General features: G+C 45.7%; 11 protein-coding genes. 7 read left to right on the forward strand and 4 right to left on the reverse strand.

What is annotated here, in order from left to right; translation table 11 throughout:
- Positions 1–146: 146 nt before the first annotated feature.
- From ABDW33_RS09780 to fumC, 7 genes are all read left to right on the forward strand, one after another.
- Complete coding sequence (locus ABDW33_RS09780) at positions 147–566, forward strand: cobalamin B12-binding domain-containing protein (protein ID WP_343689877.1); 420 nt, start codon at positions 147–149, stop codon at positions 564–566.
- Positions 567–619: 53 nt separating this feature from the next.
- Positions 620–1363 carry a hypothetical protein gene (locus tag ABDW33_RS09785; RefSeq protein WP_343689878.1) on the forward strand — a complete coding sequence of 248 codons (744 nt, stop codon included), beginning with the start codon at positions 620–622 and terminating at the stop codon, positions 1361–1363.
- Positions 1364–1605: 242 nt separating this feature from the next.
- Positions 1606–2382, forward strand: coding sequence for an enoyl-CoA hydratase-related protein (locus ABDW33_RS09790; protein ID WP_343689879.1), 777 nt, complete (start codon positions 1606–1608; stop codon positions 2380–2382).
- Positions 2383–2493: 111 nt separating this feature from the next.
- Positions 2494–2676, forward strand: a complete 183-nt coding sequence (locus ABDW33_RS09795) for a hypothetical protein (RefSeq protein ID WP_343689880.1) — start codon at positions 2494–2496, stop codon at positions 2674–2676.
- A 55-nt stretch (positions 2677–2731) separates the two neighbouring features.
- Positions 2732–3796 carry a S41 family peptidase gene (locus tag ABDW33_RS09800; RefSeq protein ID WP_343689881.1) on the forward strand — a complete coding sequence of 355 codons (1065 nt, stop codon included), beginning with the start codon at positions 2732–2734 and terminating at the stop codon, positions 3794–3796.
- Positions 3797–3821: 25 nt separating this feature from the next.
- Entirely contained in the window at positions 3822–4880 is a 1059-nt protein-coding gene (locus tag ABDW33_RS09805; RefSeq protein ID WP_343689882.1) for a histidine kinase, read from the forward strand.
- An 811-nt stretch (positions 4881–5691) separates the two neighbouring features.
- A complete protein-coding gene (gene fumC, locus ABDW33_RS09810; RefSeq protein ID WP_343689883.1) occupies positions 5692–7092 on the forward strand; it encodes a class II fumarate hydratase in 1401 nt (466 codons plus the stop codon).
- A gap of 156 nt (positions 7093–7248) precedes the next feature.
- Here the strand turns inward: fumC and ABDW33_RS09815 are convergent, their stop codons facing one another.
- From ABDW33_RS09815 to ABDW33_RS09830, 4 genes are all read right to left on the reverse strand, one after another.
- Positions 7249–8223: a sulfite exporter TauE/SafE family protein gene (locus tag ABDW33_RS09815; protein WP_343689884.1), complete on the reverse strand. Its 975-nt coding sequence runs from the start codon at positions 8221–8223 to the stop codon at positions 7249–7251.
- 205 nt (positions 8224–8428) lie between these two features.
- Positions 8429–11302, reverse strand: coding sequence for a TonB-dependent receptor (locus ABDW33_RS09820; protein ID WP_343689885.1), 2874 nt, complete (start codon positions 11300–11302; stop codon positions 8429–8431).
- Positions 11303–11526: 224 nt separating this feature from the next.
- Positions 11527–12183 carry a lipoprotein signal peptidase gene (locus ABDW33_RS09825; protein ID WP_343689886.1) on the reverse strand — a complete coding sequence of 219 codons (657 nt, stop codon included), beginning with the start codon at positions 12181–12183 and terminating at the stop codon, positions 11527–11529.
- A 53-nt stretch (positions 12184–12236) separates the two neighbouring features.
- Positions 12237–14738: a bifunctional UDP-N-acetylmuramoyl-tripeptide:D-alanyl-D-alanine ligase/alanine racemase gene (locus ABDW33_RS09830; protein ID WP_343689887.1), complete on the reverse strand. Its 2502-nt coding sequence runs from the start codon at positions 14736–14738 to the stop codon at positions 12237–12239.
- Positions 14739–14764: the final 26 nt, after the last annotated feature.

The following is a 14764-nucleotide window of genomic DNA, read 5'->3' on the forward strand; positions in this document are numbered from 1 at the left end:
TTTACACGCCTCTTATACCCGGCCCTGCGTACAAGTTGAAAAGCCCACCCTCATCCCCCCACTGATTTTTTCTCCCTGAAGCGAATACACTTTTTAAGAGAATCGTACATTTAGGGAATAAATTCACGGAAAAACTACAAAATACAATGGTCACCCCCCTGCAACGTCCCATCCGGGTACTCGTCGCCAAAGTAGGCCTTGATGGCCATGACCGTGGCGCCAAAGTGATCGCCGCAGCCCTCCGCGACGCCGGCATGGAAGTGATATATACCGGTCTTCGCCAAACACCTGAAATGGTGGTGAACGCCGCCCTTCAGGAAGACGTAGACGCCATCGGGGTCAGCATCCTTTCCGGTGCTCACATGACCGTATTCCCCCGCATCATGGCTATCATGAAAGAAAAAGGCATGGACGATGTACTGCTGACAGGCGGCGGTATCATTCCTGAAACAGATATGCTTGCACTGCACGAAATAGGCGTAGGTAAACTATTCCCACCCGGTACCCGGACCGATGATATTGCCACTTATATCAACGAATGGGTCGCCAGCCACAGGAATTTCTAAAATTTCTGTAACCTTTTGACGAGCTGGTCGTCTTTCCCTGAAAAGAAGTACGTATGAATCTTAAGCGCTCCCTGTTTGTCTTGTTATGTTGCCTGTGCCAGTTGGCAGTGTCTGCCCAGGATACCACAACTGTCGAAAAACCTGTCAAACTCCGCCAACATGTATATCCATCCGTAGGTGGAGATGGTCCCATCCTCAATTTTGCGGATGTAAAATATGGCGGCGAACATGTAAGCACCGCTCCCCGCTTTACCCTGTTCTTCAATATGGGACGTAATTATAATTACGACTTCTCAAAGTACGTAGGGATCTTTTCAGGTATCAACCTCAAAAATATAGGCATTATCACCAAAGCAAGCGATACCCTGGATGTAAAACTGAAACGGCGCGTATATACCCTTGGTGTACCTTTCGGGATCAAAATAGGCGATGTAAGAGGACAGAATTTCTTTTTCTTCCTGGGTGGACAGTATGACCTGGCCTTTAATTATAAGGAGAAACAATTCGTAGACGGTAAAAAAGTTAAGAAATTCAATGAATGGTTTAGCAACCGTACCCCGCTGCTCATGCCGTCCCTGTTCGCCGGCTTCCGCTTCTATCCCGGTATCGGCCTCAAGGTACAGTACTATCCAAATGACTTCTTTAATAAAGACTATAAACAAACCATAGCCGGTGTCACCACTTACCCTTATCGTAATACCACATCGAAAATGTTCTTTGTAACACTCACCTACGATTTCAGAGATCCTATTCTAAAGAATTATCACCACTTTAAAATGATGAGGTCAAAATCCTGATGATATTTTCACGTGTTCGATGCTTCGCCGTCGCTTGTTCGACGCTAGTTCGATGCTAGTTCGACGCTAGTATACGTGAGCTTATAAAAATGAGTATGAAAAATGTAAAGTCTTTCTCAATCAATGATAGAGAAGGACTTTTTTATGAGTATATGTGATGTATATAAGAATAGTTGAATGTTAATATTGTATTAGTGACGCTCCGTAAAAATTCGTTACATTAGATATCCAAACAGAAAACCATGTACCAGACGATCAATACGACTATAGAAAACAACACCCTGTTCATCTACATCAACCGTCCCGATAAAATGAATGCCCTGAACCAGCAGGTCATGGCAGAACTGGCGCTTGCAGTAGACGAGATCTATAAGAACAAAGAAATAAAAAGTGCAGTTATCACTGGTACAGGAGAAAAAGCATTTGTAGCAGGTGCAGATATCTCTGAATTTTTGAAGTTGTCTCCACAGCAAGGCGTAGAACTGGCAAACAAAGGTCACATGATCTTCAAGCGCATTGAAGACTGTCCCAAACCTATCATTGCCGCTGTAAATGGTTTCGCACTGGGAGGCGGATGTGAACTGGCAATGGCCTGCCACTTTCGCATCGCTGCTACCAATGCAAAATTTGGTCAGCCGGAAGTGAACCTGGGCATCATTCCCGGCTATGGAGGTACCCAGCGCCTCACCGCACTTATTGGCAAAGGCAAAGCTATGGAACTGATGATGACTGCCGATATGATCAATGCACAGGATGCATTGCAATGGGGACTTGTGAACCATGTGGTGGCACCAGAAGAACTACTCACAAAAGCCAAAGAAATACTGGCAAAAATTCATGCGAAAGCACCGCTTGCAATCGCCAGGGTTATTAAATGTGCCAACGGTGCCCTGGACAAAGATATTGATGGGTACGATCTGGAAATCAATGAATTTGGTGCCTGCTTCGCCACGAAAGATATGCAGGAAGGCGCGTCCGCATTTATTGAAAAACGCCCTGCTTCATTCATTGGTGAATAAATAACATCTGTACTTTTAAATCCAATATCCGTGTATAATAATTGATGGGAGTAACCCGTTGTGATAATTTCATGAAATATATTAACCAGGAATAACCTTAAATGCCTACTCATGAAGACAACAACAACCCTTACCCTCAAAGCATCCAAAAAACTGAAATTGAGAAAAGTAACAATTTCAAAATTAAACACCCATCAATTTTTACCCATTCTGATCGATGGCCCCGGACAATCGACACACCCCGTGTGCGATTTTACACAAAGCCAGACGGTACTGGAATCTTTTATTTTTTAACTCAATGCTTACTATCAGGGAAACCGTTTTTCCCTGATAGTAATATTAACCATTCATGATGACACGACTCTTATTGACCCTCTTTCTCTGCTGTTGTTTATGCCCGGCCATCGCACAGGATTGTGCCTGCAAACCCAGCTTGCAGCACCTGATTGATAAAGTAGAAAAGAACTATATCGGCTTTACTGATAAAGTCACTGCTGCGAACAAGCTGCAATACCAGGCATTTACAGATAGCTTACTGCAGGTGGCCGATACTGCCTCCATCCCCGTATGCTTCACCGTACTACAGAAATGGACGAGCTTCTTCCACGACAAACACCTGCTCGTCATACTCAATCGTGCAGGAAAAAATCCCCTGCTGAATACTTATTTTCCTAAGAAAACTCCCGCCCCGGCAACCACAATTTCACTCACCCCTTCATTCAAAATAATCAATGATCAGACCTGCCTGCTTACTATCCCCAGCGCCCGCCTGGAATACAAAGGCATGATCGATAGCCTGCTTGTACTGCACAAAACAGTCCTCCTGAAAACACCCCATCTCATCATCGATGTCAGGGAAAACAGAGGTGGCTCTACACTGTGTTTTGACAACCTGATACCTTATTTATATACCCAGCCCATCATCTCAGAAGGCGCGATGGTACTGGCTACAGAAGAAAATATCCGCAATCTGTACGAAGTGACGGATTATCCCAATGTAAGCGATAGTATGAAAGCCGTCTTTAAAAAAGAAGCTGCTGCATTACGGGCACATCTGGGTAGCGAGTATCAACTGTGGAATAATGATACAACCCGGATGGAACAGGTATTGCCCTATCCACAAAAAGTATCGCTCATCATCAATCAATATGTAGGTAGCAGTACAGAAATGTTTGTATTGAAAGCACGACAAAGTAAAAAAGTACAACTGTTCGGCACACATACCGCCGGGGTTGTAGATTATTCTGATGTAGTGCCGTACTCTATGCCCTGTACTTTATTCGCATTTGGCGTACCCAGCTCCCGCACACTTCGCATGCCGGCAGTTGTCATTGATAATATTGGCATCGCCCCAAACGTTGAAATCCCAGCAAACACGACTGACTGGGTGCAGTACGTGATCGAACATCGCTGATTTATTTTTTTATCTTCATGGAATAATGGAATCGTTGACGAAAACCCGGGCCTACGCTAAACTCATAGCCTATCACATCTTAGCATGGTCGATTTATATTTTCTTTGGATTAGCCCGAAAAATATTTCTGACCAAATATACCTTCGACCTGCTCGACTTCATATTTACTGAGTTGCCGGTGGTATACTTATTCTATGGCCAATATTTCGTGCTTAAAAAATTCCTGAGCACGAAAAGATATGCATGGCTGATTGCCGCCGAGGTAATCCTCTATTTTTCCGCAGCAGGTTTATATTGGTTGTGTGGTACTATCATCAGGCCTTTTGTTCCACCTGGCACTATACCACCCTATATATTCTCTGAGCTTTTGGTAGATCTGATGTGGATCTACCTGGTATACAGCTTTTTCTCTTTTGGCTATTACTTCGCTATGGAGTCGGTGACCAAGGAAAAACGATTGCGCGTCATGGAGCAGGAAAAAGCCCGTATAGAAGCAGATCGCCTGAAGTCAGAATATGCATTCCTGCGGGCACAGATCAATCCCCACTTTCTGCACAATACCCTGAACCTGTTTTATACCAAATCTATCATGGTGAGTGAAGAACTGTCAGAAGGGATCCTGACCCTCTGCGAGATCATGCGCTACTCTATGCATACCGGTGAGCAGGATGTAGATACCGTACCGCTGTCGAGAGAAATTGAGCACGTACAGAACGTGATCAAGATCAACCAGCTCCGGTTCAGCAACCGGCTGCAGGTCATCTTCGACATCGACGGCGAGATGAACGACATCCGCATCATCCCGCTGGTCATTATCACCCTGGTAGAAAATGCCTTCAAGCATGGTGAACTCAATAATGACCGGCACCCATTGGTCATGCAACTGAAAGTATCAGAAGAAGAGGGTACGATTTATTTCTCCACCCACAACAGGAAGAAAACAGGCCCCAAAGAACTGTCCAACGGTATCGGTATGGACAACATCAAAAGAAGACTGGAAGCTACCTATAAAAACAACTATTCCCTTACTACCACCGAAGAAGCTGACAATTATACCGTCTCCCTGTGGATCACCGTCTCCTGATTCCCGGATTTTAAAAATATGTGCAATCCTGCTATCCGTACCTTGAAAAGATGGATCGGTGTAATGTATTTTCTCCACCCCACAGGCAGACTTACCTTTGATTCAACGATTCCTTTAACCCCTATACCAGAAGTCACCTTACATGTTGGGGGGGACAACCCAACAAGCCCCCTCCCGGGAAGTGCAAAAGCGGAATTGACCGCACCGGGAGGGAAGGCTTACCTTAATAAGGTCATGTAGTCCCGGTTGTTAATAACACCCCAAAGGATATTGAAGGCGGGTTTTCATCCATTTGTGTAACCCGGAAGGCACCTGCCAGCTTTTTTCGTCCATTCGCCCCCAAATTTTTTGCCTGCAAGAGGCCATGTTTCGTCCATTCGCCCCCAAAGACTTTCGCCTGTAAAAGGCCATCCATTGATCCCCATAGATTTTTCTTCATTCATTCGCCCCCAAACCCCTGGGCCAGCAATGGCCCGTTTCATCCATTCGTCCCCGAAATTTTCGCCTCCAGGAGGCCTGTTTTATCCATTCGCCCCCAAACAACTTTGCCGGTCCGGCCATCCATTTTAACCTGGTTTTCATTCATTCGCCCCCAAACACTTAGGCCTGAAAAGGCCTTTTTTGTCCATTTACCCCCATCTTTTTAGACCTATCCTATACCCATCCATTGGCCCCAGAGCCCGCTTGTACAGGCCGTCTGTTGTTTATAACCCATTTACCCGTTTTTCATTCATTCCCCCCAATTTTCAGCCTGTACAAGCCATTTTTTTACTGACATTTAGTACGTTTGTACCGCAAAAAATCAAGCATTATGGAATATAGAATAGAGAAGGATACGATGGGCGAGGTACAAGTACCAGTAGACGCTTATTATGGTGCTCAAACCCAACGTTCTATCGACAATTTCAGGATAGCACAGGATATTAACAAAATGCCGAAGGAAATCATTCAGGCATTTGCTTACCTCAAAAAGGCAGCCGCCCTCACTAACCTGGACGCCGGCGTTCTCTCCCAGGAAAAAGCAACACTCATCGCTACCGCCTGTGATGAAATCCTCGCAGGTAAACTGGATGACCAATTCCCCCTGGTAGTATGGCAAACGGGTTCCGGTACCCAGTCTAACATGAACGTAAATGAAGTGATCGCCTACCGCGCCCATGTAAACAATGGCGGTAAACTCACCGATAAGGATAAAGCAATACACCCGAATGACGATGTGAATAAGTCACAGTCATCCAATGATACTTTCCCGACCGCTATGCACATCGCGGCTTACAAAATGCTCGTCGAGGTCACCATCCCAGGCATTCAAAAGCTCCGCAATACCCTCGCTGCAAAGGCAGAAGCCTTCAAGCATGTGGTGAAAATAGGTCGTACCCACTTCATGGACGCTACCCCACTCACCCTGGGCCAGGAAATAAGTGGTTATGTATCTCAGCTGGATCACGGTCTCAGAGCCATCAACAATACCCTCGCTCACCTGAGCGAACTGGCATTGGGCGGTACTGCCGTAGGTACTGGTATCAACACCCCTAAAGGTTATTCAGAGAATGTAGCCAAACACATCGCGAACCTCACCGGCCTGCCTTTCATCACTGCTGAAAACAAGTTTGAAGCCCTGGCTGCTCACGATGCAATCGTAGAAGCACATGGTGCACTCAAAACGGTAGCCGTAAGTCTGATGAAGATCGCGAACGATATCCGTATGCTCAGCTCCGGCCCACGCTCCGGCATCGGCGAACTCCACATTCCTGACAATGAACCAGGTTCTTCTATCATGCCAGGAAAAGTGAACCCTACACAGTGTGAAGCCCTCACCATGATCGCTGCACAGGTAATGGGTAACGACGTAGCGATCAACATAGGTGGTGCTACCGGTCACTTTGAACTGAATGTGTTCAAACCCGTAATGATTTATAACTTCCTGCACTCCGCACGCCTGATCGGTGATGGTTGTGTAAGCTTCAATGATAAATGCGCAACAGGTCTCGAACCAATCGAAGCAAATATCAAAAAGCACGTAGACAATTCCCTGATGCTGGTAACTGCACTGAACACCAGGATCGGTTACTATAAAGCAGCCGAAATTGCACAGAAAGCACACAAAGAAGGAACAACCCTGAAAGAAATGGCGGTGAAACTGGGCTATGTAAAACCAGAAGAATTTGACGCGTGGGTAAATCCTATTGACATGGTCGGAGAGATCAAATAGTTCGTCTCCATAAGGCAGTGAAAGCAGGAATAAATCGACAGTAAAAACATGTTCCTGGCATCTTCCTGATGCAATGCCTGTTCAGATGAGACACAAAAGCAAAAGAGCCTGTATCTTTCTAGGATACAGGCTCTTTTGTTGGGTATAAATACCTTATTAATGATGTAATAATGCGATGATAATTGTTCGTAAGCTAGTGAGGATAATCAGGCAGCCCACCATAATCATCAGCGGCTTACGCTTGATCTTCCTTACCAGCAGCGCTGCAAAAGGAGAAGCAATCACCCCGCCTATGATCAGCCCTATGATCACCGGCCAGCCGGTAATAGCGCCAAACAGCAGGAAGGTACCCGCACTGCTCAAAGAGATAAAGAACTCTGCCGCATTCACAGATCCAATAGTATAGTGTGCAGAACGGCCTTTGCTTAACAAGGTAGACGTCACCACCGGGCCCCATCCACCGCCGCCAATGGCATCCATAAAGCCACCAAACAACGCCAGCAGTCCCAGTCTTTTCGTTTTACTCTTTCCTTTCTTATGCTGAAAAGCTTTACGCAGTACAATCACACCTAAGATCAGCAGGTAAGCACTCATAAAGGGCTTAATGATATCACCATTAATCACCCTGGATAATAAAAATGCACCTGTGACAGCACCAACAATACCCGGTACCAGCAAGCCTAGGAACAGCTTTTTATTCACATTCCCAAAACGGAAATGAGAAATACCAGAAGCCCCCGTCGTAAATACCTCCGCCACATGCACACTGGCACTGGCTATAGACGGCGGTATACCCAACCCCAGCAGTAAGGAAGTTGAAGTCGCACCATACGCCATACCTAAAGCCCCATCCACCATTTGAGCAGCCAGACCTACACAGATGTAGAATAAAACCTCGCGGGTGAATAAGTTGGCCGTAAAGTCGTAGATCCGGGTATGGGTAGCTTCGGAAGTATTAAAATAATACAATATCCCCGCTCCTACGAGTACCGCTATCCCTATAAGACCAATCAACAGCCATAATGCAGGCTTCTTACGATTGTCATCATTGACAAGGTCAATAAGGACCTCCTGGCGTTCAGGACTGGCTACCTGATTCTCTAGTTGCTCTATCTCCTCGTTATGCGACATTATTTTCTTTAGTTATAAAGTCTATAGATATTATAGACTAAGGTAGGGGGAATAAACGGTTTATCCAAGCAGGTCACCTTAAAAAGTTATTAGAAAGCGGAAAAATGAGAAAGGTGTACAACCAATATGGCCGCTCTGGCTGCGGTCAGGCATTGTCTTAAAAAGAGAAAAGCTTTTGCCTCCGGCAAAAGCTTTTCTCTTTTGTTTATTTCTTCGTAAATGGCAGATCATAAGTGATCGCTACATAATATAATCCCTTGATCGTAGGCCCACCCACATACTGGAAGTAAGCCGTATTAAAGATATTCGACCCACCCACTTTCACTGAAGTATGGATCTTTGGTAATCCGTAAGTCACCTGCGCATCCACCGTGCTGTAAGCAGGTACATCGCCATTACCGAACAGGTTTTGCCAGTAGAAAGTATCCTGCCAGTGCCATACCACGTTGAAACCTACATTCTTAAATACCTGCCTGTTACCAAAGCTCACATTCGTGAAGTACTTCGGGGTATTGAAACCCGGGATCAACGCGTCATCTTTTGTCTTATCCTGGGTCAGTGTATTGTAATTCAGGTTACCACTGATGGTATATCCCTTGTCGAAATTGTAAGTCACACCCAGTGCAAACCCATAATTCTGTACGGTCGACTTACTGTTTGTCCACACCCTGTACCTGTTCTGGTATTGCTTATCGTACATCTGATCCAGCACTGCCTGTGTCGGGTTGTTCACACTACCCGTCTTTGGTACGGCCACTTCCACCTGTCCAATGAAATTCTTGTAACTGTTGAAGTAACCATCCACGTCGATAAATACCTTGTTGTCAAACAGTACACTCTTATACCCTGCTTCAAATGAATGGATCTGCTCAGGCACAATCGCATCCAGGTTCGCTACTTTCAGCACACCAGCACTCTGCTGCTCTGCCTCCGCCCTTGTTACACCAGGATTTGCATTCGTGATCTTATTCACAGCTGTGGTAAATGCGGTGGCACTGGAAGTCAGGTATGAATTCTTGAAATATCCCAACCCATCTTCAATGAATGCCAGACCACCCACACGACGTACACCACCATTGTTCACAAAAGAATAAGCTTCGAACAGGGAAGGGAACCTAAACCCATTCTGCCAGCTGGCCCTGAAGTTGTGACGCTGGTTAGGTGTAGTATACACCGCGGCAATGCGGGGATTGAACTTACCATCAAACTGCTGGCTCTTATCATATCTCACAGAAGCTGTCAGTTTCAACTGATCGTGGAAGAAGGTCTTGCTACCCTGTACAAATCCACCCGCTTTACCATACCAGATATGCTTACCTCCCGGTGTATTACGACTAGCCAGTGGTTTAGTGAAATCCACAAAGTTGTTGCCATCAGGAATAATCTCGTAAGTACGATAATCAGCACCTACCAGTACATCCGCAAAGTGGATATATTTACGCAGGTTCCAGGTACCTTCTGCATGATAGAAGTGGCTCATCTGTAACAATGCAGCACCACCACTTTTGTTCGTGCTGTCTTTTGATGTAGGATAAATGTCCCAGTCATTGATGCTTTTGATCAAAGCAACTTGTTTGTCAAAAGCAGCAGTACCTGGTGTCCATCTGCCTTTATCTGCAGCTGCACGGGCCGCGCGATGTGCTGCTGCAATATCGGCGCCTTCATCCAGTGCACCATTCAGCGCCTTGGTATAATCCGCCTGCCAGACCTTGTCAGTTTTGAATGACTTTTCCAGGTTATCAGCCAGCGGGTTCATATTATAAGAATCTCCGGTATTCTCCAGGGACATGTAGGAACGGATGGTGAAATCCTGCCCCTGTAACTCTACTTTATGGTTTTGTACGACTACGTTTTTCAACCCGATACGGTTACCACGCTGAAAAAAACCATCCATCTGGCCAACACGGTAGTTATAAGAAACCTGCAGTTTAGGCGTGATCTTATAATAAAGACCTCCATCAAATTTCAGGTTGCGAACTGTATAATCCCCTACCAGGTCCTTTTCCCAGTAACCGGTACGTGATACGTTGTAAGACTTACCATTTTTATCAGTAATAGGGAAAGTACTCTGGTCAGCGTATTTATTCCACGCATCGTTAGCCACATTATTGGCGCCTACCAGGGTGGGGAAGTCAGGATTCGCCTTAGTACCCGGATTGAAGTCATTGTGACTATCCGCATACCAGTCAGTACCCTGCATATAAGAGAAATTGACCTTAAAGGCAAATTTGTCGTTAAACGCCTGTGCATATCTCACAGAGGTCTCTGTCAGTGCTTTTGGAGAACCACCACTACCATCAAAGTGGTTAGCCCCGATCTTCTGATACACACTGATACCCTGGTACTGGAAAGGATTCCTGGTAATCAGGTTCGACATACCGTTGATCGCATTCATACCGTATAATGCAGAAGAGGCGCCGGGCGTTACTTCAATGCTTTGAATATCCAGTTCTGTAGGACCAATGGCATTACCCAGTGGTACCCCCAGCGTAGCGGCCTGGTTATCTACACCGTCTACCAGCTGCATAAAGCGGAAGTTGTTCGGCACATTGAAACCACGGGTATTGAACACCTTAAAGGTCAAACCGGCAGTGGTCATCTGAACACCTTTCAGGTTACCAATGGCATCGTAAAATGAAGCGGCAGGCGTTTCTTTCAGTGCTTTCACATCCAGTTTTTCAATTGCCACGGGTGACCGCATGAGTTTTTCCTGCTGGCGGGAAGCCGAAACCACCACCTCGTTCACGAGCAGGTTCTGGGTAACCAGTTGTATCTGCAAGCGGCTATCGCTGTTCTTAACATCAAATTCCTGTGGTTGATAGCCGATAAGACGAACTACTAATTTGAAGGGGAACTTAGTATTAGCGGTGAGGTGAAAAGCACCCGTTGTGTCGGTAGTGGCGCCAAAAGAGGTACCTTTTATCTGCACAGAGGCGCCTGCCAGTGGTTCCCTGTTATCCCCGGTGATCTTCCCGGAAATAATATAGGAACCGTTGAGTTGTGCCTGCGCCATCAGCGGCAGGAGGACGGTCAGGAGCCACAGGTAGATAATACGTACGGGGCGTCTGGTGTTTTGCATATAATTGATATGTATTAGTAAAAAGACTTCGGTCGTTGTAGATATTTAATGAATTACAGATCAGTACTTTACCCTAAGTATCTTTCATTATGTCTATTAGTCTATAGAATTTGTGGACAAATGTAATGCGGGGATTTAGTATTTCAAAATATTTAATCGAACTGGACATAAAAAAAGCTCCGGTCACATGACCGGAGCTTTTCTATATAAATAATGTATAGTGCTTACTTACTCACAGCGATCTGTTCTTTCTCTCTTTGCGCTCTCTCCTTTTCATGGTGCTTAGCAAAGAACTTTTTCTGGAACACCAGGATGGTGATCACACCCACTGAAATCGCAGCATCTGCCACATTGAAGATAGGTCTGAAGAACACGAAAGACTCCCCGGCATTGAATGGGAACCAGCTGGGGAAGTGGCCTCTCAGGATCGGGAAGTACAGCATATCCACCACGTTGCCATGCAGGAATGAACCATATCCGCCACCAGGAGGCAGGAACTGTGCTACATCAGAATAGTTGGAAGAAGAGAATATCATACCATAAAACAGACTATCGATCAGGTTACCGGCAGCACCAGCCAGGATCAGAGATCCACAGATCAACAGGCCCTTGCTATAATCCTGAGCGACCAGTTTCTTCATATATCTGAATCCTATGACCACTGCAAACAGGCGGAATAAGGTCAGGATGATCTTTCCAAAATCACCACCGAACTTCATACCATAGGCCATTCCATCGTTTTCAATGAAATGGATCCTAAACCAGTTAGGGAAAACAATGATCTCATCAGAGAAGTTCATATGGGTTTTGATCCATACTTTTAATGCCTGATCTACTACCAGCACCAGTACAACAATCAAGATTACGTGACGATATTTCAAAGGGTATAATTTTTATCAAAATTAATAATAATGTGCAAAATCGGAATTTCCAATCATTCCTGGAAATATACCCGCTTCACACGCTGCGAAATTCCTGTTAATATTTCATAGGGTATAGTACCTGCCCAGGCCGCCAATTGCTGTACAGGTAAGGATTCGCCAAAAACAATTACCTCATCACCTTCCGTCACATCCGGTATATTAGTTACATCCAGCATCACCATATCCATCGCTACGATGCCTGCCACGGGTGCCAGTTGTCCTCTCACGAGCATCTTGCCGACCCCATTGCTGAGCCTGCGCGGATACCCATCTGCATATCCGATTCTTACAGTTGCCGTCACAGACGGCCCTTTTGCCTTCCACTTGGCACCATACCCTACCGTATCGCCCTCTTTCAGGTGTTTTACCTGCGAAACGGTGGTTTTCAGCGTGCTCACCGGTTTTAGCTGGCCCTGCATTTCCTCACTGCTGTCTACCCCGTACATGCCAATCCCTAACCGCACCATATCCAGTTGTAAATCAGGATGACGTAAAATGGCTGCACTGTTCGAAATATGCCTGATCACCGGGTAGCCAAGCGCCTTTTGCAACTCATAGCTCATTTCATAGAAAAGCTTACCCTGCTGTTTGGTCAGCTCATCCAGTGCCGGATCTTCACTGCCTGCCAGGTGACTGAATATAGATTTAACGGTAAGGTAATTATTATCCGTCAGCATGGCCGCCAGCTCCGGAATCTCTTTCTTCTCAAATCCAAGCCTGTGCATACCCGTATCCAGCTTGATATGTACCGGGAAACCAGTCTTGCCCGCTATCTGCACTTCTTCTTCAAACTGCTGTAATAAATGCAGGGAGTAGATCTCGGGTTCAAGGTTCCACTGCAGGATCGCGTCAAACGAACTGGGCTCGGGGTTCATCACCATGATTGGCATAGTAATACCTGTTCTTCTCAATTCAACACCTTCATCAGCATAAGCAACGGCAAGGTAATCTACGCCATGGAACTGCAACAGGTTTGCAATCTCAAAACTTCCGCTACCATACGAAAATGCTTTTACCATCGCCATCAGTTTGGTAGTGGGTTTCAGCAATGCCTGGTATTGTTTGATATTATGTGCTACAGAGCTCAGGTTGATCTCCAGAATGGTCTGATGTACCTTTTGCTCCAGCAACTTGCCTATCCGCTCAAACTCAAAAACACGGGCACCCTTCAGCAAAATCGTCTCATGCTGGAAATCCTGTTGGTTGAATTGCTGGATAAATTCCTCCGTAGTAAGGAAGAAAGAACTCTTTAACCCCTCTACTTGCTGGAAACACTTCTTTTCACGGAAGATGTTTTTACCAATGCCCACCAGTTTGTCAATCTTCTTTTGTTGCATCAGGCTGGCGACTTCTTCATAAAGAGAAGCGTCGCTCTTACCACTCTGCAGAATATCGCTGAGGATAACGGTGCGGGTAGGGTGCTGCTGTTGCTGCTGCAGGAAATCCAATGCTATATTAAGAGAGCCAAGATCTGAATTATAACTGTCATTGATCACAGAACAGTTGTTGATACCCTGTTTCAACTCCAGTCGCATCGCAATATTACCCAGCTGATCCATACGCTGCTGAATCACCTCCGGAGAGATCTTCAGGTGTAGCATCAGTACCCAGCAATGAATGGCGTTCTCAATGGAACCCTCATCCACAAAGGGTATGGTTATATTCAGTGCCTCATTTTTGTACAATGCTTCGATGTGAGAATGAGTACCGTTCTTTTCCACACTCAGCACCCGGAGGTCAGCCTCCGTTTTGCGGGACCAGGTGCACAATTGCAACCCTTCCTGGTTCTCCTTTTTCCCTACCAGGTTGTGAAACTGGTTCACACACTCATTCAATGCCAGGTAATCCTTACAGTAAATGAGTAATTCGCTTTTGGAGAACAGCACCAGCTTTTCGTTGATCTTCTGGCGAATGTTCAGGAAGCCTTCATTATGAGCCTCTCCAATATTAGTAAAAATGCCAATGTTTGGACGGATAATCTTTTCCAGGTGCTCCATTTCCCCGGGTTGGGAGATGCCGGCTTCAAAGATGGCCAGCTGGTGCTCAGGTTTCATTTGCCATACAGAGAGGGGTACCCCTATCTGCGAATTATAGCTCTTTGGACTGCGAACAATGTTGTAATCCTTTTCCAGCAGCTGGTACAACCATTCTTTTACAATGGTTTTCCCATTACTACCAGTGATACCGATCACAGGAATATGAAATTGTTGACGATGATAAGCTACTAATGCGTGCAAGGCATTCATTGTATCTTTCACCAATATGAAATTGGCAGCTGGATATTCCGCCAGGTTAGGCGTTTCGCTTACAATGAAGTTGCTGACCCCCTTTTCGTACAGTTCTTTAATATATTGATGGGCGTTCCTGCGACTACTGACCAACGGAATGAAGACAGAGGTGGCCGGATAAATAACCTTCCGGCTATCCAGCAGCACATGTTCGATCTCCGGGTTCCCTGTTTGCTGTAATAGCTCACCTTTCAGCACCTTGCTGATACTTTCTGCGTTATACACTTGTGGTTAATTTATTTTGACGGAAC

This window comes from Chitinophaga sp. (assembly GCF_039596155.1).
Taxonomy (GTDB): domain Bacteria; phylum Bacteroidota; class Bacteroidia; order Chitinophagales; family Chitinophagaceae; genus Chitinophaga.